Source organism: Acinetobacter sp. BZX-2 (assembly GCF_055179795.1).
The window spans coordinates 879620-902347 of the sequence record NZ_CM143686.1; the positions used below are offsets into that span (position 1 = coordinate 879620).

Annotated in this window: 13 protein-coding genes and 1 pseudogene; 9 read left to right on the forward strand and 5 right to left on the reverse strand. The window is 36.6% G+C overall.

Annotated features, from left to right (window positions below; all coding sequences use genetic code 11):
* Positions 1–648 precede the first annotated feature (648 nt).
* From ACY45D_RS04175 to ACY45D_RS04200, 6 genes are read left to right on the forward strand one after another with little or no spacing between them, the layout of a single operon-like run.
* Positions 649–2397: an ABC transporter substrate-binding protein gene (locus ACY45D_RS04175; protein ID WP_463109423.1), complete on the forward strand. Its 1749-nt coding sequence runs from the start codon at positions 649–651 to the stop codon at positions 2395–2397.
* A 20-nt stretch (positions 2398–2417) separates the two neighbouring features.
* Entirely contained in the window at positions 2418–4226 is a 1809-nt protein-coding gene (locus tag ACY45D_RS04180) for an ABC transporter substrate-binding protein (RefSeq protein WP_463108573.1), read from the forward strand.
* Positions 4227–4249: 23 nt separating this feature from the next.
* Positions 4250–6286 (forward strand): M3 family metallopeptidase, encoded by a 2037-nt coding sequence (locus ACY45D_RS04185; protein ID WP_463108574.1) that lies wholly within the window; start codon positions 4250–4252, stop codon positions 6284–6286.
* A gap of 14 nt (positions 6287–6300) precedes the next feature.
* Positions 6301–7239 (forward strand): ABC transporter permease, encoded by a 939-nt coding sequence (locus ACY45D_RS04190; protein WP_010116887.1) that lies wholly within the window; start codon positions 6301–6303, stop codon positions 7237–7239.
* 7 nt (positions 7240–7246) lie between these two features.
* Complete coding sequence (locus tag ACY45D_RS04195; protein ID WP_463108575.1) at positions 7247–8389, forward strand: ABC transporter permease; 1143 nt, start codon at positions 7247–7249, stop codon at positions 8387–8389.
* A gap of 11 nt (positions 8390–8400) precedes the next feature.
* The gene (locus tag ACY45D_RS04200; protein ID WP_463108576.1) at positions 8401–10140 is read left to right on the forward strand and encodes an ABC transporter ATP-binding protein; all 1740 of its coding nucleotides are present in this window, start codon (positions 8401–8403) and stop codon (positions 10138–10140) included.
* A 617-nt stretch (positions 10141–10757) separates the two neighbouring features.
* On the opposite strand, the pseudogene rluB reads toward ACY45D_RS04200, so the two are convergent.
* The 3 genes and pseudogenes from rluB to ACY45D_RS04215 all read right to left on the reverse strand — a co-directional run.
* Positions 10758–11615, reverse strand: a pseudogene (gene rluB / locus ACY45D_RS04205) (23S rRNA pseudouridine(2605) synthase RluB); the annotation flags it as partial.
* Positions 11616–11656: 41 nt separating this feature from the next.
* Complete coding sequence (scpB, locus tag ACY45D_RS04210) at positions 11657–12247, reverse strand: SMC-Scp complex subunit ScpB (protein ID WP_463108577.1); 591 nt, start codon at positions 12245–12247, stop codon at positions 11657–11659.
* On the reverse strand, positions 12244–13035 hold the full coding sequence (locus tag ACY45D_RS04215; RefSeq protein ID WP_463108578.1) for a segregation and condensation protein A: 792 nt from the start codon (positions 13033–13035) through the stop codon (positions 12244–12246). The genes scpB and ACY45D_RS04215 overlap by 4 nt, the downstream gene beginning before the upstream one ends.
* Positions 13036–13479: 444 nt before the next feature.
* On the opposite strand from ACY45D_RS04215, the gene ACY45D_RS04220 reads away from it, so the two are divergent.
* The 3 genes from ACY45D_RS04220 to ACY45D_RS04230 are packed head-to-tail and all read left to right on the forward strand — an operon-like array spanning position 13480 to position 19015.
* Positions 13480–16212, forward strand: a complete 2733-nt coding sequence (locus ACY45D_RS04220; protein ID WP_463108579.1) for a type VI secretion system Vgr family protein — start codon at positions 13480–13482, stop codon at positions 16210–16212.
* An 18-nt stretch (positions 16213–16230) separates the two neighbouring features.
* The gene (locus ACY45D_RS04225) at positions 16231–17289 is read left to right on the forward strand and encodes a T6SS immunity protein Tli4 family protein (protein ID WP_463108580.1); all 1059 of its coding nucleotides are present in this window, start codon (positions 16231–16233) and stop codon (positions 17287–17289) included.
* A 1-nt stretch (position 17290) separates the two neighbouring features.
* The gene (locus ACY45D_RS04230) at positions 17291–19015 is read left to right on the forward strand and encodes an esterase/lipase family protein (RefSeq protein WP_463108581.1); all 1725 of its coding nucleotides are present in this window, start codon (positions 17291–17293) and stop codon (positions 19013–19015) included.
* 115 nt (positions 19016–19130) lie between these two features.
* On the opposite strand, the gene ACY45D_RS04235 is transcribed toward ACY45D_RS04230, so the two are convergent.
* On the reverse strand, positions 19131–20546 hold the full coding sequence (locus tag ACY45D_RS04235) for a hypothetical protein (RefSeq protein ID WP_463108582.1): 1416 nt from the start codon (positions 20544–20546) through the stop codon (positions 19131–19133).
* A gap of 151 nt (positions 20547–20697) precedes the next feature.
* The gene (locus tag ACY45D_RS04240; RefSeq protein ID WP_463108583.1) at positions 20698–22728 is read right to left on the reverse strand and encodes a TniQ family protein; all 2031 of its coding nucleotides are present in this window, start codon (positions 22726–22728) and stop codon (positions 20698–20700) included.

Here is a 22728-nt window from a genome sequence, read left to right on the forward strand (position 1 = left end):
ATTAGTATTGAATATCCTTATACATTCGTGACTTTATAGTTGAAAAAAATGTTTGGAATTAATTTAAAAGAATGTTAAAGCAGTATTAAGAAATGATTAAAAAATGATCGATTAGCTATATTTTAGTGCATTTCTTATTCATTTACTGTTCTGTTTAATATATTTTATACAATATATAATTTATTTTTATGTGTTACTTTAAATTGATTAATTATTTATAATCAATCTATTGTGTGTATAAAATATAGTCTTTGATAAAATAAATGGGCAATTTTGAAACATCAGTGTATTTTAATTGTGCATTATGAATTGTTTTGATATTGGTTATCTGAATTTAATATTTAGGTGAAAAATATAGGAATCGATAGGATGTCGATACATGATAAATAACTAATTAATGTGGCAATTTTACGGTAAAAGGGAATTAAATTTAGCCCGAAACAGGAGTAGTGGCATGAAATTAGCTTTGCATTTGGGGCTGTTCTATTGTCCAATTTTTCACTATTGTTAAATTAGCATTGCAGCAGAATGCACAACGTAGTGAATTACAGGATGACAAACAAAGTAAAAAGTTCTGTCAAAACATAATCTTATTTTATAAAAAATGTAGGTACGAATTTGGAATTTAAACGTTTACAAGTTGCACTGATGGCTTGTGCAATGAGTTGTGGGGGAGTGGCGATTGCAAAATCACCAGCGCAGCCAAATAAAGTCTTAAATTTGGCATTTGAAGCGCCAGATGATGGTTTTGATATGGTGAAAACCTATAATTTCTATAGCGGTAATATTGCAGAAGTTATTTTTGAACCTTTATTGAAATACGATTACCTTGCTCGTCCTGCCGTGCTGGTTCCAAATACAGCGCAAGCAATGCCAAAAATTGAACAAGAAGGCAAAATCTATACCTTTAAAATTCGACCTGGTATTTATTTTTCTGCTGATCCTGCTTTTAAAGGCAAAGCTCGAGAGCTTACTGCACAAGATTATATCTATTCAATACAACGTATTAGCGATCCCAAAAACCGTTCACCTGCATTTAATTTTATTGATGGAAAAATCCTTGGGATGGACCAAGCGGTTGCCAATGCCAATAAAACTGGAAAATTTGATTACGATGCGCCGATTGCAGGTTTAAAAGCTGTAGATCGTTATACTTTGCAATTCACTTTGACTCGTCCAGATTATAATTTTCAATACATCCTCGCTTATGTTGCTTTTAGTGGAACTGCAAGGGAAGTGGTTGAATTTTATGGTGATCGTATAGGACAGCATCCTGTGGGAACAGGGCCATATCAACTCAGTAAATATGTGCCTCGTAGTAAAATTGAATTGGTTGCAAATCCTGAATATCGTGGTTTTGTTTGGAACTTTAAATCGACTGGTACTGCTTGGGATAATAAGTTAGTCAAAGAAATGTCAGGCAAAAAAATGCCTCAAGTCGGTAAAGTCACAGTCAGTATCATTGAAGAAGAGCAGTCTCGCTGGTTGGCTTTTAAATCAGGACAACTCGATTTTGACAAACTGACTTCAAATGCGGTTCCGCAAGCACTCAACGGCAATCAACTGAAACCCGATTTACAAAAACTCGGCATTCAACATTTTCCAAATAAGGATGCTGAAATCACCTACACCATGTTCAACATGAAAGATCCAATTGTTGGTGGTTTTAGCTTAGATAAAATTGCTTTACGTCGTGCTATTAGCATGTCTTATAACCAAACTGAAGCGATTAAACAGCTTTATAAAGGTCAGGCGGTTAAGGCTGAAATGTTTATTCCAGAGGGTGTGCAAGGCAATAATCCAAAATATAGAAGCAGTGTGGGTTATAACCCATTGTTGGCAAATAAGTTGCTCGATCGTTTTGGTTATAAAAAAGGCAAAGATGGTTACCGTACTTTACCGAATGGCCAACCTTTAACGCTTAGATACAACACTGAAAATAGTTCTAGTTCAATTATTCATTCTGAGCTTTGGAAGAAAAATCTAGATGCTATTGGAGTTCGTGTTGAATTCAAAGTGAGTAACTTCGCCGACAACATGAAAGAAGCCATGCAATGTAAATATATGATGTGGGGCGGTGCTTGGATTGCAGATTATCCAGAAGGAGAAAACTTCGCACAGTTATTGTATGGGCCAAACTCGGCACGCGGTAATTTAAGTTGTTATCAGTCAAAAGCTTATGATGCACTTTATGATAAAGCGATGGTCTTATTACCTGAAAAACGACAACCTTTCTATGAGCAAATGAACCGTCAAATAGAAGCGGAGAACCCATGGATTATTCATACCACACGTGTTCGAAATTGGTTAATCCATCCTCAAGTGCAAGGTTATAAAGCCCATCCAATGATGAATACCACATGGCAATATCTTGATGTACAACCTGTCAAAAAATAACCATATTTAAGTTGATGAAAATGATGAAGGACAATCTCAATCGGAAATTGAAGCAAATCGGGGTGAGTGTTTTGTTGGGAAGTATGTTTCTCACAGGCACGATGAATGTATTTGCAAAAAGTCCAGCCGATCCAAATAAAGTTTTACGTTATGTTTTCCCTGTCGCTGAAACAGGTTTTGATCCAGCTGGAACACATGATTTGTATTCCGCGCATGTACATAACTCTATTTTTGAAGGTCTATATACTTACGATTACTTAGCATCTCCTGCAAAGTTAACAACGCGTACAGCCGTTGCGATGCCTGAAGTCAGTAAAGATGGTTTGGCCTATACTTTTAAAGTTCAAAAAGGGATTTATTTTGCCAAAGATTCTGTGTTTAAAGGTAAGCCACGTGAGTTAACGGCACAAGATTATGTTTATTCTTATAAACGCTTGCTTGATCCATCTTTGCGTTCCCCAAATAGTTGGTTATTTGATGACAAAATCGTAGGTATGGATAAAGTCCTTGCACAAGCTAAAAAAACCGGCAAGTTCAATTATGATATGCCAGTTGAAGGCTTGTATGCACCTGATCGCTATACTTTGGTGATTAAACTCAAACAACCTGATCAAAATTTCCCAATGTTATTGGCACATCAACCCGCGGGTGCTGTGGCAAGAGAGGTGATTGAGCATTATCGTGACAAAGCAGGCTTTGCGATGGCAAATCCTGTCGGTACAGGGCCTTATGTTCTTTCTAAATGGACACCGGGTTCACGCATTATTCTCAAAGCAAATCCAGACTTTCGTGGCTATGTTTGGGATTTCAAAGCCTCTTCACCTGAAGATCAGAAAATCGTCAATGCGATGAAAGGCAAAAAAATGCCTCAAATCGGCGTTGTTGATATTCAAGTGATGGAAGAAGGGCAATCTCGCTGGTTATCTTTCAGCAAAGATGAAACAGATCTTTTTGTTTTGGATGGTGAGCTTACTGTTCAAGCAATTCAGGATGGTAAGTTGAAACCTGAATTAGTTAAAAAAGGCGTTCAGCTTTCTCGTATTGTTGATCCATCTATCGATTATCATTATTGGAATATGCAAAACCCTGTAGTTGGTGGGTTGACCAAAGATAAGATCGCTTTGCGTCGAGCAATGGCGATGGCTTATTCGGCGGATAATCAAATTAAAATTTTGTTAAAAGGGGATGCGCAGAAGCTGCAATACCCAATTCCTTATGGCATTGTGGGCCATGATCCAAATTATAAAACCAGTATTCCTTATTCAGTTAAAGCAGCCAATTTACTGTTAGACCGTTATAACTATAAAGTTGGCGCGGATGGTTGGCGGACACTGCCTAATGGTAAACCCCTTGTGATCGAAATGACATTGTCGGGCAATACCTTAAAGAGCCAACAAGGTGCCGAATTTTGGAAAAAGACTTTAGACAATATCAAAATCAAAATGACCACCAAGTCGATGCCGTTTGCTGAAGCATTAAAAGCTGAAAAACAATGTAAAACTATGTTTAAAGGTTCAGCTTGGATTGCCGACTATCCTGATGCAGACAATTTTATGCAATTGTTCTACGGCAAAAATATTCATGTCACCAATAATGGCTGTATGAAAATTCCTGAATATGACCGTTTGTATGAGCAAACCCAGAAAATGAAGCCGGGACCTGAACGTGATGTTTTGTATCGTCAGATGGCACGAATCATGGAAGTCTATATGCCTGTTCAGATGGAATCGACACGTTATAGAAATGCACTTGCCCAACCCCGTGTGATTGGATTTAAAAAGCATCCAATTATTCCTTCGGAATGGATGTATTTCGACATTAAAAAGTAAGCAAAATTGAATGATGTAGAAAAATGAATAAATTGGAAATTGGAGAAAACATGAAGACTCAAGCCTTTAAACTGACAACACTCTGTATGTTAAGCATGGGGATTAGCCAAGTTGCATTCGCCGACACTGCACGCAGTACTTTACCTAAGTTTCAGACCAAAGATATTCCAGCTCAGTGTGATGCAACCATCGCAAAGATTAAAAAGCAACTGACTGATTTTGAAAAAATTAAGTTGAAAGATCATGCAGAGGCAGGGCCAGTTTTAGCCAAATGGGATCAGATTTTTGCTGATTTTGAAGATTTTTATGGGCCAATCAATTTATATAGTAATGTTGATCCGAGTACAGACTTACGTAAGGCTGCTGAAGATTGTGAAGTTAAAATTAGCCAGTTCCAAACTGAAGTTTATCAAAACTCAAAGCTCTATCAACAAATCAAAAAAACCAAAGCGAGCAATGATATAGATACTAAATATCGTCAAGATATTTTAGATGGATTTGAAGATACAGGCGTACAACTTCCTGCGGAAAAACAAGCACGTTTAAAAGTTATCCTCGATGAACTGACCAAGATTCAACAAGAATATGCACGTAATATCCGTGATAATCCTGAAAAATTAGAATTTACACCAGCCGAACTAAAGGGTTTACCTGAAAGCTATATTGCTGCTTTAAAGAAAAATGAGAAAGGTAACTATTTACTCGGTTTTGATTCACCAGAGTACCGTCCATTTATGGAATTGGCTGATAATGATGATGCACGCAAACGTTATCAAATCGCCTATACGCGTCGTGGTACAGAAAAGAATTTGGTTTTATTGAAACAAGCCATGGACTTACGTCATGAATTGGCTCAGTTGTTTGGTAATAAAAGCTATGCAGATTGGGCACTTAAAAACCGCATGGCGAAAAACCCAGAAACGGTCAACAAATTCTTAAATGAAGTCCACAGCACCGTCGCACCTTTAGAGAAAAAAGAAGTACAAGAATTACGTCAGTTTAAAGCTGAAACTTTAAAAATACCTGTAGAAAAAGCTGAAATTGATCGTTGGAGTGAAGGCTATTGGAGTGAGAAATTACGCCAAGCTAAATATAAGATTGATCAAGAAAAAATGCGTGAATATTTTCCAACGCAAGCATCTCAAGACTGGTTATTTGCAATTTCATCTGACTTATATGGTATTGAATTTAAGCCTGCCAAAGTGGATGTTTGGCAAGATGAAGTTGAATACTATGATGTAACTGATAAAAAAACGGGTCAATTGCTCGGTGGCTTGTATATGGACAAATTCCCTCGTGAAGGGAAATATGGCCATGCTGCGGTTTGGGGTGTAAAAGGTGGCAGTACACTGACACAGCGTAAACCGATTTCAGCTTTGGTGACGAATTTTAACCGTAAAGGTTTAAACAGTGATGAGTTAGAAACTTTTGTACATGAGTTTGGACATGCGCTGCATGGTATTTTGTCGAATACGCGTTATACGTCCCAATCAGGAACGTCAGTAGAGCGTGATTTTGTTGAAGCACCTTCTCAAATGTATGAGGAATGGGCACGTCGTAAAGAGAGCTTATCCAAACTGGCAGATTATTGTAAACCTGCTTGCCCACGTATCGATGACGAGCTGATTGCCAAACTCAAAGCTGTAAATAATTATGGACGTGGTTTGTTCTATTCACGCCAAACTTTATATGCACAATTTGATATGGCACTACACACAGCAGATGCACTAAAAACTCAGCCTTTAGATGTGTGGAAAAAACTTGAAGGCGCTACGGCTTTAGGTTATGTACCAACCACAGAATTCCCAGGTCAATTTGGGCATATCATGGGCGGTTACCAAGTCGGTTATTATGGTTATATGTGGTCTGAGGTGATGGCTTTAGATATGTTGTCTGCATTTGGAAATAACTTAAATAATCCAGAAGTAGGGCAACGTTATCGTCAAACGATTTTATCTCAAGGCGGTCAAAAGAAAGCATCACAACTGGTGGTGGATTTCTTAGGTCGTGAACCTGATAACAAAGCCTTCTTTGATGAAATTACTGGTCAACGTGATTAAAAGGAATTAATACTATGTTGGCATATATCATACGCCGTATTTGGCAAATGATACCCACGATGTTGGGTGTCGTTTTGCTCATATTTTTCCTATTTAACTGGGTCGGAGGCGATCCAGCTTATATTCTTGCAGGAAAAATGGCGAATCCAGAACAAATTGAAAATATTCGTCAGCAATTGGGGGTGGATCAACCGTATTACGTCCAGTTGTGGATATTTATCAAACAAATCGTCACTTTTGATTATGGTTTTAGTTGGAGTACGGGGGAGTCAGTATCTGACATTATCCTGACTCGTTTAGGGCCTTCACTTACCATTTTGATTCCATTGGTTATTTTACAAACTGTGGTTTCTATCGTACTTGCTTTAGCAGTTGCTGCTGTACGTGGTTCATTGACTGACCGTATGGTGATGATGCTGTGTACGATTGGTATGTCGATTAGTATTCTAGTGTATATCATTGTTTTTCAATATGGTTTGGCTTACAAGCTTGGTTGGTTCCCAGTACAAGGCTGGAGTGATAGCCTGAGTGAAAACCTTTTTAAATACTCATTATTACCAATTCTCATCATGTTGGTGGTGAGTATTGCACCGACTTTACGTTTATACCGTAGCTTTGTTTTAGATGAAGTCAATCAAGATTATGTGCGTACTGCACGTGCCAAAGGTGTTGGTGAAAGCCGTATTCTGGGCATACATGTATTGCGTAACGCTTCGATTCCAATTGTTACAGATGTAATGGCGAGTTTGCCTGCATTGTTGATTGGTGCATTTTTAATTGAACGTTTCTTTGGTATTCCGGGCATTGGGCGAGAAGTCATTATTGCGGTAGAGCGTAGTGATTTTCCAGTGATTAAAGCCATTACGGTTTATGTCGCTGCGGCAACCATGATTTTTAACCTGATCGCTGATTTGATTTATAAAGTGATTGATCCACGTGTACAGTTGAAGTAGGTGAGCCATGCTTGGAACTTTATTAAAAAGCAAAGCTGAAGCTCAAGATCATTCAGCTTCTCCTGGGTTATGGCGTTTAGCCATGCGTCGCTTAAAAGCAGATCGAATTGCGATGGTTTCGCTATTTGTTGTGCTGTGTTATTTCGTCATGCTCATTTTATCGATGACAGGTGTTATTGCATCAAACTGGAATAAAGAAGTCGCTGTCAGCTATGCACCGCCTACGTTTATAGGTGCAGAGCAAAGCACGGCTGATCCTGCTAAAAAGGCGGCTGTTGTTGAAGCATTGCCAGAAAATCCTGTCGACCCTTTAAAAGATGTGATTAAAGAATTAAATACTCAAATTGCAACTGAGCAAAGCTCAGGTGGTGTGATTGACTATTATGGTGTGCAAGATCCTTTGGCTGAAGATATGAAAGCCATTGATCAACAATTAGGTGGGCATTTACTCGACCAAAAAACTGAATTGAAACAAACTTTACCTTTTGGTGCGGACAAATGGGGGCAGGATGTTCTGCTTAAAACCATTAAAGGTGCTGAAACTTCGATTATTGTCGGTGTGGTCGCAGCTTTGGTTGCTGTTGTGATTGGTACGATTTTAGGTGCAATTGCAGGTTACTTTGGTGGTTGGGTGGATGATGTTCTGAACTGGTTCTATAACATTTTTACTTCAATTCCATATTTATTGCTGGTTTTGGCAATTGCAGCGGTATTACAACAAAAAGGGATTCTCTCTATCGTCCTGATTCTCGGGCTAACGGGATGGACAGGCGTGTTTCGTTTAGTTCGTGCTGAATATATGAAGCATACTTCTCGTGAGTATGTACTTGCAGCCAAGGCGATTGGGGTAAGTCATTACCGTCGTATGTTCGTACACATTTTCCCGAATGTAAGCCATATTGCTCTGGTACAAATGTCGATTCTTGTGGTTGCATTCATTAAATCAGAAGTCATTCTAAGCTTCTTAGGTTTTGGTGTCCCTGTTGGCGTCGTGTCATGGGGAAGTATGTTGAATGAAGCGCAAAGTGAATTGATTTTAGGAAAATGGTGGCAATTGGTTGCAGCTTCAGTCGCAATGGCGATTTTGGTGACTGCATTTTCAATGTTTACAGATGCATTACGTGATGCATTAGACCCTAAACTCAAATAAGGAGCGGCAGAATGTCAGAACAACAAACTACAACTTCTGCGCTACTTCGTGTAGAAAATTTAAGCGTAAGCTTTAAAGGTGAAAATAAACAATTTGTTGAAACAGTGAAGGGAATTTCTTTTGATATTCCACCAAATACGACTGTTGCACTCGTGGGTGAGTCGGGTAGTGGTAAATCGGTGACTTCACTTGCAACAATGGGTTTGTTACCTGTAGGGCAGTCTCGAATTGCTGAAAAAAGTAAAATCATTTTTGAAGGGATAGACTTACTCAGTTTACCGCCTAAGAAGATGCGAGAAATGTGTGGTAAAGAAATTGCCATGATTTTTCAGGAGCCAATGTCCTCACTGAATCCAGTGTTTACGGTTGGCGATCAAATTGCTGAAATCCTACGTTTGCATCTCAATATGGGACGTAAACAAGCAAGACAACGTGCTTTAGAATTGTTAAAAGAAGTGGGTATTCCTTCACCTGAAACAAAAATTGATGCCTACCCAAGTCAACTTTCAGGTGGTCAACAGCAGCGTGTCATGATTGCTATGGCGATTGCCTGCGAGCCTAAGTTATTGATTGCGGATGAACCGACAACGGCATTAGATGTCACCATTCAAAAACAAATTTTAGATTTGCTTGAAGACCTACGTAAACGCCGTCAAATGTCGATGTTGTTTATTACCCATGATTTAGCCTTGGTGAGTGAAATTGCTGATGAAGTGATCGTCATGCGTCATGGTGAAATCCGTGAACAAGGTTTAGCCAAAGATGTTTTGGAGCATCCTAAAGATGCTTACACCAAGGCATTGTTAATGTGCCGTCCTCAATTGTCACATCGTCCATATCGTTTACCCATGATCAGTGACTTTATGAAGCAAGAGGGCGACCAATTGGTCGAGGCGCAGAATTTATCTGAGGCTAATCGTGCTGAACGTAGTCGCGGCTTGGTTGGAAATGAAGAGATTATTCTTGAGGTCCAAGACCTTAAAAAGTCGTTTTATAGTCGTAAAGGGCTGTTTGGAAAAGATGAATTTAAAGCGGTAAAAGGCGCTTCTTTTAAACTGGCTAAGGGTAAAACTTTAGGTTTAGTTGGGGAGTCTGGTTCGGGTAAAACCACGATTGGTTTATTGTTGATGCGTTTACAAGAATCAACGGGTGGAAAAGCATTATTCGAAGGTAAAGATATTTTAGCAATGTCTGAAAAAGAGTTTGCTCAGTATCAACGTAAAATTCAAATTATTTTCCAAAATCCGTATGCATCTTTGAATCCACGATTTACTGTGGGGCAAATTCTGATGGAGCCGATGCAAGTTCATCACATTGGCGCGAATGATGCAGAACGTAAAAAAATGGCACTTGAGTTATTAGAGCGTGTCAGTTTACCTGCACAAGCTTTTGATCGTTATCCGCATGAGTTTTCAGGTGGTCAGCGTCAACGAATTGCGATTGCACGTTGTTTAACGTTAAAGCCTGAAATTTTGATTTGTGATGAATCTGTTTCGGCACTCGATGTTTCTGTACAAGCGCAAGTTTTGAATTTACTTCAAGATTTACAAGATGAGTTTGGCTTAAGCTACATTTTCATTTCACATGATTTATCTGTCGTGAAGTATATTTCAGATCAAATTATGGTGATGAATCATGGTGATATTGTCGAGATTGAAAATTCAGACGAATTGTATCGAGCACCAAAACATGAGTACACCAAACGGTTGTTGAGTGCTATTCCTCAGGGTGCAGTAGAGCATATTGGTTAGTGATTGTTGAATTTAGGAAATGTAAAAAGCCACTCAAATGGGTTAATGCTAGTCAGTTAAGAGTAATTTAATCGTTACTCATTTAAGAATCTCCCCTAACCCCTCTTTAAAAAAGAGGGGAACTACTGAGAATTTAAAATAATTTTAGATTCTTGGTACTCCCTCCTTTATCAAAGGAGGGTTGGGGAGGATTTAAAAAGGCTTAACTGATCAGCATTACTCAAACGAGTGGCTTTTTACTGTCTTACAGAAGTTTTAACGAATTAAAACTTCTTAAATCCTTTATTTACAACAAAAGGTTTTTTCTTTTCAGGCTGTTCACTACGTTCTTCACGGTCTGCATAGTCACGACGCTCATTATATTGAGGGCGACCTTCAGAACGTTTATTTTGACCATAACGATTTTCAGAGCGATCATTGTGGTAGCTATTACCACGGTTGTCTGAACGGTTATCCGAACGACTGTTGTTATAACCATTACCACCTGAACGTGCTTTGTTAAAGCGATTTTCAGAGCGTTCATTGCGGCTGTCAGAACGATTCTCAGAACGGTTTTGACCATACTGGTTATTCGTTGCTTGGTAATCGCGCTGTTCTGGTTGATTGCTATGTACTATTTCACCTTCGCTATCACGGCGTTGTTGACGTAAGAAGCCCCCACGACGTGCCGCCATTGGTTTATCTTGCATACGCTCAGTACGGCGTTTAGCCATACCAAATAAACCAGTACCTTGACGTGGTTTAAGCTCAACCGCTTTAGTGAGGTTGTCGATATCATTCTTATCGAGTTCCATCCAACGACCAGTACGAAGCTCACGTGGCAAGATAACAGTACCATAGCGAGTACGTAATAAACGGCTAACCTTTAAACCTTGCGATTCAAAGATACGACGAACTTCACGGTTACGACCTTCTTTTACCACAACTTGGTACCAACGGTTGATCCCTTCACCACCAATTTCAGTGAAAGATTCAAATTTTGCAGGACCATCATCTAAAACAACACCTTTAATCATGTTGTTTTTCAACTGTGGTGTCACTTCACCCATGACACGAACAGCATATTCACGTTCGATTTCATTCGATGGATGCATTAAACGATTGGCAAGTTCACCGTCATTTGTAAAAAGTAGTAAACCTGTAGAGTTGATATCTAGACGGCCCACCATAACCCAACGGTCATTGGCAATCGTTGGAAGATGTTCAAATACAGTTGGACGTGACTCAGGATCATTACGTGAGCAGATTTCACCTTCTGGCTTGTAATAAATCAAGACACGACGACGAATTTCGTCTTCAATTTGGAATTGAACTTTACGACCATCGATGCGAAGCTCATCAGTTGGTTCGATACGTTCACCCACTTGAGCAACCTGCCCATTGACACTTACACGACCAGCCGCAATGACCTCTTCCATATATCGGCGAGAGCCCAAACCAACTCGTGCGAGTACCTTTTGCAATTTTTCACTCATGACAGCATAACCTTAGAAATAATCATCAACAGTGCACCTATTTAAGACTTTGGAGCTTGCGCATCCAAAGCCATAAAAGCTTCCTTGGCGTCCTGCAGGGGAGGCAATTGATCTATAGAAATTAGACCAAAAGCATTTAAAAACTGTGGCGTTGTGACTAACAACGCAGGTCTTCCTGGGAGTTCTCGGAAACCAGATTCTTTAATCCAGTTCCAATCGAATAATGTCCTTAAAATCTGACTGTTATTCGTTACTCCACGTATTTGTTCAATATCAGCACGTGTTACAGGCTGATGATAAGCAATCACTGCAACTGTTTCTAACAGTGATGGCGATAATCTTGTTGGTCGATCAGGCCAAACTTGTGCAATCACATTTCGATATTTTGCACGAACTTGAAAGCGATAGCCTAAAGCGGTTTCAACCAGTTCAATCGAGCGACCATGTTGCAAAATCGACAATTGCTGCAAATGTTGGCGTAATTGTTGTTTAGAATATTGATCTTGGAAAGCTTCTTTTAAACGTGCCAATGATACTGGTGCATCGCTGGCAAAGATAATCGCTTCCAATTGCATTAAAACTTCGTGATGCAACTCATCAACATTGAATGCATTATTTTGATCAATCGTCATGCATGCGCTCCTTGAATCGAAAGCGGAGCTTCAACACCTGAAGAAATAATTTGAACTTTTTGCTGACGTGTTAATTCTAAAATAGCCATAAAAGTAACAACCATGCCCATACGACCTTGGCTAGGCTTGAGTAACTCTTGAAAATTGAGCACTTCGCCAGTTTTAACCATTAGTTCAATATAGGCGATCCGCTCCTCAAGTAAAACAGGTTCTTGTTCGATTTTGTGGGTAATCGGTTCAGGACGATTGAAAATGCAGAACAATGCATCTCTGAGCATTTCCACTTTATAGCCTTCGTATACTTTGGGAATATGACCGATAGAAACACTGGTCATATAAGTATCCCGATCTAAAACAGGCATTTGCCCTAAACGTTCAGCAGCTTGTTTAATACGTAAATAAGTTTCAAGACGGTCAATTAATTCTTGTTTTGGATCTTTTTCGATATGAACAGTCTTAGGTTTTGGCAATAACAAACGAGATTTTAAATCTGCTAATAATGCTGCCATGACCATATAGTCTGCGGTTAGCTCAATATTTAAGGACTTCATATTGTCCATATATGATAAATATTGAGCAGCAATCGGTGCAATATCGAGTTGTAATAAATCAAAACCGTTTTTTTGAATCAAATAAATTAAAAAGTCGAGTGGTCCTTCGAAATGTTCAAGTAGAATTTCGAATGCAGCAGGCGGAATATACAAATCTTCTGGAATGGTTTCATGCCATTCATCCAATACTCTGATGTGGGAAACCGATTCCATAGAATCATGCGATGTTTGAGTCATTACAATTTATTAGCCACGCGAATTTTCAAAGGCATGTTTTATCGTACTGCCACTCAATGAAACATGTACATTGGAGAGAGGTGGAGACGAGTTACAAAAAGATAGTAAGTCTATTTTAAAGGAAAAGCACGTAGGAATACATTGCTAAATCATAAAAAACGATAAAAACCTGAAAATAAATAGGGAATTTTTTAATTTATGCTGCGATTAAAATGATCATTATGAGAATGTGTAGAGTACATATTCGTATGAGTTGAATTAAATGGAAGTTTGATATGGAGAGTTTTATGCACTTCTAATGATTATGTAAATACCAAATTGGACGATATATCGTTCAAGGCTATAAACGACTGTTAACTAAACTGAAACAAAATGAAAAGCTTTAAATATTGAGTATTTCTTATATTGTTATTAAGATTTATTAATTAATAATAGGTCATAATAATGATAAATAATATTTTTGGTATTTTGGATAAATTAGGTTATGGCACACGCAAGCGTGCCATAACCGCCCAGTTTTCAAATGAGGAATTGAACGCTCAGGTCGTGTTACAACGCATTGAAGGACATCATGGTATTAACGATGGTTTGTCTGCTGAGTTAATTTGCCTTTCAACCAATCCTTATATCGCTTTAAAAGAATTTATCGGTTGCCAAGTGGCTGTTGATCAAATCACAGATATGGGGCAACTATTTAGAACCACAGGGATAATTACAGGTGCGAGTCAGGGACAATCTGATGGAGCATTTACGCTTTATCGCCTAACTATGCAAGATGCAAGCAGTTTATGGCATAAACGGCGCAATAGCCGTGTGTTTATGAATAAGAGTGTTGTTGAAATTATTGCTGTTATTTTCAAAGAGTGGCGGCAGCGGAGTGCCTTATTTGCGAGTAGTTTAAAGCTGGATTTGAGTGGTTTAACAAAAGATTACGATATACGCCCTTTTTCAATGCAATCGAATGAAAGCGATTTTGCATATTTGACCAGACTAATGCGTGAAGAATCCATTAATTACTTGATTGATGAATCTCAGCATATAGTATCTGCACAGAGTCAAAGCATAGAACCACAAAAACTCCGTTTAATTGACGACAATAACCAATTTAAAGCACTTGAACGCAGGGTCATTCGATACCATCGCTCAAATGCAACAGAACGATATGACACGATCACCAGCTTTATTGCACAACGACAATTGCAATCAACAGCGATTCATTTACAACGTTGGCAGGCAGACTATTTGAGTCAAGAGGATGGCTGTGGTTCAGTACTTAGTTCACACAAGCACAGTAACCAAAGGCACAATGAAAGTTTAAGTCTTGAACAGGCATGGAGTTTATCACCCGCATGGATCAGTGACTTAAAAAGACAAGACCAAGCAACTGTTTCGAATAATCATCAACTAGACAAGCTGAATAAACATCTCAGTCAATACCAATCGCTGCAAGCTAAATATTTTACAGCACATAGCAGCGTCCGAGATAGCCAAGTCGGTTATTGGTTTCAACTGAGCGGGCATCCTGAACTTGATCAAAATCATCGTGACAATGATAAGGAATTTTTGATCTTAAATAAAAATTTCTACAATCAGAATAACTTCCCCAAAGATATACAAGACAAAGTTGAGAGACTACTCAGGTTGAGCCATTGGCAAAAAAATAAGGACAGTAGCGAGGAACGCCAAGCAAATGAATTGATGTTGGTACGTAGAAATATCGCGATTGTTCCTGAATATGATCCGTTGGAACATCGTCCAGTTGCACATGTGCAACGCGCTAAGGTCGTAAGTGATGGAGAAGAAATATGTGTAGATGAATGGGGACGGATCAAAGTTCGGTTCTTATTCACACGGAAAGAAGATCATACGCATGATAGTGGAGCAGGAAGTAATGATACGACGATGGACTCTGCGTGGGTGGATGTACTGACGCCGTGGGCGGGTGATGGTTATGGCGCACGATTTTTACCACGCAAAGACGAAATAGTCGTGATCGACTTTTTTGACGGCAACATAGACCGACCATTCGTGACAGGGCGAATCCATGAAGGAAGACGTTCTCCAACCCAGTTTGATGTTAAAGGCAAATTACCTGCGACCAAAAAACTCAGTGGTATTCGTTCCAAAGAGGTTAATGGTGAGGGTTTTAACCAACTGCGTTTTGATGATACGACAGGGCAGATTAGTACTCAACTTCAAAGTAGCCATGGTGCTACGCAACTGAATTTGGGAAATTTAAGTCATCCTAAAGAACAGGCTGAAAGTGAAGGTCGTGGTGAAGGTTTTGAGTTGAGGACGGATGATTGGGGAGCTGTTCGAGCACCAAAGGGTATTTTGATTACAACAGAAACCTCGGAACAAGCTCAAGGTGAACAGCTTTCAAGAAATAAAGTTCAGGAAAATATGAACTATCACACAGAGAATAACAAATACTTTAAAGAGTTAGCTTCCGTTCATGAAGTTGATGAGCCCAACTTAGAATCGCAAGCCACTATCAAAGATAAACTTGAAAAGTGGAATGAAGAAGCGAATGGTATTGTCGCTTTACATAGTGAATCAGCAATCATTTTAGACAGTAAAGAAGGTATTCATATTGAGTCAAAAGATAATATTGATGTTAGCACACCTAAAAATCTTCAGTTTTTTACTGGAAAAAGTTGGATTGCAAAAGCGTTAGATAAAATTAGTATTTTTGCGAAGCATGCAGGGATCAGAATTAAATCAGGTGAAGGGGATATTGATGTAGCTGCTCAAAAAGGAAAAATGACATTATCTTCAAAACAACAAATGCATGTTTATTCACTTAATGACTTTGTACGAATAGAAAGTGGTAAAGGAATATTGATTACTTCAGGTGAGGGATATATCAAAATTAAGGATGGAAATATTGAAATTGGCTGTCCTGGTTTACTTGAGCTAAAAGCAGGGCAGATTAAAACGAATAGTGGTGCAAGACTTTCTAGCCAACTCCCTGCTATGCCAGAATTTAATGCAGAATATGATGAACACTTTATTTTGCATTACCCTGATGGAGCACCAGCGAAAAACCTCAAATATAAAATTACGACTAATGATGGTCAGATTTTTGAAGGTGTATCAGGAGAAGATGGTAAAACGCAGGTTTGTAATAAAAACGTTATGACGGCTTTGAAAATTGAAGTCTTTTCACCTGAATAAAACGATAGAGAGAATAAGATGAAAATATTAAAAGTTATTGTTTTTTGCTTATTTATAACAGTTTCTTTTAGTGCATGTTCTAATGTTGAAAAACAACAAGAAGGTATAAACGTGATAGATTTTAAAAATCCTAAGAAGGTATGTTTTGGTCGGATTGAAGTGACTGTTCCAAAGGAAACACAAATTGAATACAGTAATTTTAATTATAATGGTAGCGATTTAGAAGTTGATGAAAGTATAAAAACTTATGAAGCTTACCAAAAATTAATCAATGATAAAATTCAGCATTTAAAAAATGAACCTCATGAGACTGAGGGAAGATTATTGACAAGTGAGATGAGAGGGCCTGTACAACAAGTAGGGCGTTCAGTGAGTCATATTATTGTTTTTAGAGATGGAAAATACGTTAGTTCATTATATGAAATTTATGGTTATCTCTATTTAAGCCCTAAAAAGCTTATTATATTAAAGAGTGGGGCAAGTAATGATCTGTTAGAAGAGTCGTTAACAGAGATGCAGCATAACTTGGCAAATATAAAAATAAGATCAAAGAAAGATGAAACACAAGCAGGTCTATGTTGGAAAGATTTTTTTATTTTAGATGATATGAGTAAAAACATTCCATTTACAGGGGGATATTTACATTTTAGCTTTCCAAGCTATCCTCGGGTTCGAATTGATATTTCACATCGTGTTCGTCTAGAGTCAGATGTACCATTAATCGAGCTTATGAGAAAAAATAAAAATGATTTACCAGAAATTGTAAAAGCCAGAATGAAAATTGAAAACTTAAGAGAGGATAAAAAAGTGATTAACGGTTTGGCGGGTGAAGAAGTGCTGAATCATATGTCACAACGAGGGTATTTTGAAAGAGGATTTGAAGATGGGGCATGGCAATACTTAGGTGATTTAAATAATGATAATGACCCCTATATTAAATTTGATTTTGAAAGTGCCGAGTTGGTTCATGATGATGAACCTTTGATCTCTACGGTAAGCCAAAAAAATGCCTTGCAACTGTATGATTTTATATTAAACAGTGTTCAAACTTCACCAAATAATAAGAAGGAAAAATAAAATGGCTGAAGTCGTATCACAAACAAACTCAGTGACTAGCCCTAGTTCAAACAAGCTAGGTACTCATGTCGAGATCCCTTTAAATGATACCATTCCAATTATATTTGTACCCGGAATTATGGGGTCAAATATATACAATACAGCTTTAAAAAAACCAGTTTGGAGAATTGGTAATGGTATTACTGGTCAAGTGGGTACTTTGACATCACAAATGAAAAAATCGCCTGCTGATTTGCAAACGGAATTAGATCCTTTAAATACTCGGGTAGATACGACAGGAGACATTAAAGTTGATACTCGTTTAAAATTAACAGAGAAAGTATTAAGAGATCGTTATTGGGGAACTGTGCATTGGGATAGTTATGGTGGTGTTTTAACGTATTTACAATTGGTCTTGAATAATGTCGATTTAAACGAAAAACCTATATATAGTATGGGAGGTGTAGGTGGAGGCTATGCTGCTATTCAGCAAATGAAATTGCAAGAATCTATTTATGAATGGAAAAGCCTTTTAAATAAAAAAGAAGTAGAGAGTTGGCACCCTCAAGAAGCATTTACAAACATAAATCAACAAGACATTGAACACTTAAAGGCATTTCATTTCCCTGTATATGCAATGGGCTATAATTGGCTTCAATCGAGTGAAGATGGCGCAAATATAGCCGCAGGAAAGCTTGACGCAATTAAAAAGTCATTGGGTGCGCGCTTTCATAAATTCATTATCGTGACTCATTCTATGGGGGGATTATTAACTCGCCGTTTAGTGCAATTGAGATCTAGTGATATTGCAGGTGTGGTACATGGGGTGATGCCAGCAGAAGGTGCTGCGGCAGCTTATCGACGTATTGTTGCAGGTTCAGGGGATGTGGGTGCTATACCAGCTTATGTACTCGGGAAAAATACGGAACATGTCACAGCGGTTTTAGCAAATGCACCTGGTGGTTTAGAGTTACTACCTAGTAAAGTATATAACAATGGAAAACCTTGGTTATTTTTAAATGGGTCAGGGCTCATGAATGGGCAAGATTTGCAAAATAATGTGGTTTCGTTGCCAACTAGAGGCGATCCTTATGAGGAAATTTATAAAGCAGATGGTGTCTGGTGGGAAATGGTCAAAGAAGAGTTGATTGATCCTGCGAAATTAATAAGTCAAAGAAATCCAGGTAAGAGAATAAAAGATATATATTTTAAGAAAATTGAAAAAGTTAAAGAGTTCCATAGTTTAATAACCAATAAATACCACCCTCATACTTATGTCAATTATGGGCATGACCCAAAATACGCTAGTTTTGGTACTTTGACTTGGACTTTAGATCAAGCTTTAAGGGGGTTAACGGCTGCACAAATGAAAAGGTTGCCAAGAGTAAGTGCTCAAGAGGTTGAAGCATATAATCAAAATGTTGCAAAAGATGCGATGTATATGGGGCAAGGTGCTTCGTATTACATCAAGGAAAATATTAAAAAAAATAATGGATTACGATATATTAAATTGACCAGTGGTAAGTTTGGGACGTTTAAAATCTCTGAAAAAAATGCGGATGGTGATGGTACTGTTCCTTACCAGTCTGGTTGTGCTCCATTTAAACAAGTAGGTGTCAAACAAGTTTTTAAAATGACAGGTTTTGATCATCAGGGTTCTTATAATAATACTCAGGTTAGGCGGTCAGTTCTTTACTCAATAGTCAGAATTATTAAGGACAATAATATTCAGCCTAAATTTAGATAGAAGTGTTTTAAAATGAGTTTTGATTATTTTTTATTAGAGCCTGTTGATATTTTAAGCTGTAAATTTGTTCTACAATGGCAACTTGAAAATCGTATCTATATAAAATATGAGTAAATTATTCATTTTTATCTGAACTATTCAAGATTCTATTCAGAAAAGGAACATTTTTGAATGGGAGAGTATCTATAAAGTTATAATTTGCTTTTTGTGAGCTTTCTCTTTCTGCGAACTGTTGATATCTATTAAACTCTGAATTCAAAAACTCTCTTATAAGTTTCATTTTTCGATCAACACGTAGTTTTTGGATAATTTCTTCATTTAGAGAGCTATGTTCACTATCAGAAACATCGCGAGCAAGCATACTAATTTTTGAAAGATTTAACTCTTGTTGTTGAATTTCTGTTAAATGACGAACCATTTTATATAAGAATGCTAAACACATAGAAGCTAATGTAATTATGAGTAATGTAAATGGCAATCTTTGAATCAAGATTATCCATGCTTTTTCAAACGTATCAACTGTTGATATTGTGGTGAAGTCTTTTAAAGTCTTCCAAGAAAGATTTACAATAAACCCTAAAATAAGTAGGGGAATGAATGCTAAAAATCCATAAGTCCATTTAGTTTTAGTTGATCGTGCAACAAAACCTTCAAGATTATCAGGAAATAAGTTTACTGATTTCTCTAACTCTTTTCTTCGTTCCTCTAAGCGCTCATTACCGTCACTTAAATATTTCGAACGGTTCTGTAACTCTAAAAAATCTTCATTTAGTTTTGATAATTGATTATCTTTCGCAGTAATTTGTGAGTTAAGTGATTCAATTTCTGCATTTTGCTGGTTTATATTATTTTGAAAATTTCTCTTTTGTTCTTTTAATTCATCTATATTGCTTTCTAGCTCAGTTTCATGTTCTTCTTGTGTTGCTAAATATTCTTGATATTCATCAAATTTGTTTGTAATTCTTTCAACTATTTGGGTTAGTTCTCTTTTTTTTGTTGAGATAATTTCTTCATATTGATTGCGATCTTCTTTAATTTGGTAAAAATTATTTAGTTGGGTAACTGCATCATTAAACGTAATTCCATAAAGTTCAAATTTTTCTAAGTTAGTTCTCTTTTTTGCGAAAATTTTTTCATTATTGAATTTTAACGATATTTGTTTAACACAATCGTTAGTCCAGAAAATGATTCTTCCTTGTGTATCTAGCTTCTCTTGACGTAATACTTTTTTTATACCAAATAAATTTGTATATGTAAGCTCAAATACACCATCTTCTTTAGGGGTAAATAATATTGCAGATACAAAAAAGTTATCTGTAAATGTAGCTATAGAGCTTGCTTTATTTAGTGAGTAATTTAATTTAGAGTTCTCAACAAATCTTGCAAATTTGCTATTTTCTAAAGCTATTGTAGGAGATAGGAAAGTATCTTTATATAGATTTATAAATAGATTTGGATTCTCATCCTCTTCTTGTAATTGATTGATTTCAGGATTTATTGAATCTAAATCAATACTGAGTTCTTTATTCATATTTTATTCTCAGATATTGAAAGGTCGAGAAAACTCGACCTTTCCAGTAAATGACAGATAATGTGAGATTGGTTTTTTTAATTAAATCAATAGCTTTTAATTTTTTGTGACACGTGATCTGAGCTACTTTTGACACATAAGTTAAGATTTTCTAAGAATCTGTGTCACATAAGTTAAGATTTTTCTCACTACGTTGATTTCCATAACCTGAATGAAGTAAATTTTCTACATCCTTTTTTTTAAATAACCTGATGGAGTAATGATGATTGCCATAAAAATATGGTTTGATTAATCCACGCGTTACTAAATTCGTAATGTGCGTTCGATGCATGCCTAGATATTTATTAGCTTCCGAAGCTGTAAAAAATTCCTTTTTAATCTCTAACACATGATTGAATTGTTTCTTAGTGAATAATCGGCAATAACCAATAGATTTTATTGTTAAGAAACCAGTCATAATCCAATTTTTTTGTAGCTGATTGAAAGTACAATTTAGAGTTCTGAGCACTTCATCTATTTCAATATATGAAGGATCATTCTTTTGTTGTAGTAGTTTATTAACACTGCTTCTAGGAATGCGGTAAGGCCGTGCATCTAGATCTTCGACTTGAATCCAATTATGTTGAATTAGTTGGGCTACTTGTAACGATGAAATGCTCAAAAGCTCAGCTGCTTCATTTAGACTCATAAAATTATTTTTTCTATCCTGAAATGTAGTATTTTTTTTATTACGCCTGCGATTGTTTTTATATGTTGTTATTTTTTCAATTATATCTTTAGTTAAATGGCTAACTGAACTTCTATTATAGTAAGCAGGATAAGTTTTATCACTATCAATTGGGTTAATATTTAAACTTGAAAGTTTATCTCTTAAAGTAAATACTGAAACATCTAAAGTCCTAGCAAGAGAACTTAAAAAAATATAATTTTTATTGAATTTATTAACGAATTCCTTCTCAAGACATAGTTGCATAGAGCGATTGATATATTTTTTGGTTGCTGGAATGGTTGGCATTTTAAGAAATAACCGTGTATTACCAATATTAATGTCAAGTATTTTCATGATTTCAGTAATGGTATAATAGTGACTGGATTCATCTTCTAATGCTGGTGGACGGTTATATTTGTAGTTGCCATTGATATTTTGTTTTTCATAAATAAGCCAGTCCTCAAGAATTTCTATAGTGAAATTAGTTTTATCGCTATTGATAAATTGCTCATGATATAAAATTCCAGCTTTCAATCTTTTATTGAATGATACGAAAGTTATCCCAAGTATATGAATAACATCATTTTTGTTGAATTTTTTACTGATGGGTAGGGATGATTTTTTTTTATAATCTCTAAAGTAGGATTGCACATCATTTACAATATTTCTAAATCTAGTTTTATTTCTTGAAAATGGTAGTATTTGAATTTGAGGATGAGCATAATTTAAATTATTCTCGATTTCTTTGATAAATATAGATGCAAATCTTTTTTCATTGTGAAAATACTCGTGACATAATTTTAAAATATAAGAATAGTTTGCTGTAATTTCTAAATTGGAAAAATATTCAATTAATGCTATCCATATATCAAAAAATATTTCAACAAAATTTTCTTCAGCTGAATTTAGTTTTTCTATGAACCAGCTGTTAATATTCATATTTTCAGGGGCAGATGGTTCTATCAGGCTTTTTCGAAGATCAAAATTGCAATTTGAGCATTCGAATAAAGATCTTCGATTTGTTTGCAACGTGGTGTGACATTCTGGGCAGTTGCTTATTAAATTAACATGATGATCTGGACAAATTAATAAAGGAGTTAATAACCAGTTATTTTTCCAATAACCATTTTTATCTAAACAAATTGGACAGAACTTATTTAAACCAATTGTAAGCAGTTTTGGTTGAATTATTTGATTATTATTCCAAAAAAAATATTGAGAAGTTGGAGGAACTTTTTTTATGACTAATTCTAATAAATCATATGAAAGATCTAAACACTCTATGATTTGTTTGAATTTATTTTCGTCAGTAAATATAGAATCATATGATAATTTATAAACTGGAATGCCAACACTATTTAGCATTTGTTTCGGCGATTGATAACCGTTTGAGTATGATGCTCTAAGTAGAAAGCTTGCTAAAAATTCATCACTAAACGGAATTGGCGTATGAGAAAGAGTCAGTTTTTTCAT

Excerpts from the sequence above, each read along its gene's own strand:
- ACY45D_RS04175 (WP_463109423.1), top strand. The coding sequence starts at position 649 with ATGGCTTGTGCAATGAGTTGTGGGGGAGTGGCGATTGCAAAATCACCA.
- ACY45D_RS04180 (WP_463108573.1), top strand. The coding sequence starts at position 2,418 with ATGATGAAGGACAATCTCAATCGGAAATTGAAGCAAATCGGGGTGAGT.
- ACY45D_RS04185 (WP_463108574.1), top strand. The coding sequence starts at position 4,250 with ATGAATAAATTGGAAATTGGAGAAAACATGAAGACTCAAGCCTTTAAA.
- ACY45D_RS04190 (WP_010116887.1), top strand. The coding sequence starts at position 6,301 with ATGTTGGCATATATCATACGCCGTATTTGGCAAATGATACCCACGATG.
- ACY45D_RS04195 (WP_463108575.1), top strand. The coding sequence starts at position 7,247 with ATGCTTGGAACTTTATTAAAAAGCAAAGCTGAAGCTCAAGATCATTCA.
- ACY45D_RS04200 (WP_463108576.1), top strand. The coding sequence starts at position 8,401 with ATGTCAGAACAACAAACTACAACTTCTGCGCTACTTCGTGTAGAAAAT.
- scpB (WP_463108577.1), bottom strand. The coding sequence starts at position 12,247 with ATGACGATTGATCAAAATAATGCATTCAATGTTGATGAGTTGCATCAC.
- ACY45D_RS04215 (WP_463108578.1), bottom strand. The coding sequence starts at position 13,035 with ATGACTCAAACATCGCATGATTCTATGGAATCGGTTTCCCACATCAGA.
- ACY45D_RS04220 (WP_463108579.1), top strand. The coding sequence starts at position 13,480 with ATGATAAATAATATTTTTGGTATTTTGGATAAATTAGGTTATGGCACA.
- ACY45D_RS04225 (WP_463108580.1), top strand. The coding sequence starts at position 16,231 with ATGAAAATATTAAAAGTTATTGTTTTTTGCTTATTTATAACAGTTTCT.
- ACY45D_RS04230 (WP_463108581.1), top strand. The coding sequence starts at position 17,291 with ATGGCTGAAGTCGTATCACAAACAAACTCAGTGACTAGCCCTAGTTCA.
- ACY45D_RS04235 (WP_463108582.1), bottom strand. The coding sequence starts at position 20,546 with ATGAATAAAGAACTCAGTATTGATTTAGATTCAATAAATCCTGAAATC.
- ACY45D_RS04240 (WP_463108583.1), bottom strand. The coding sequence starts at position 22,728 with ATGAAAAAACTGACTCTTTCTCATACGCCAATTCCGTTTAGTGATGAA.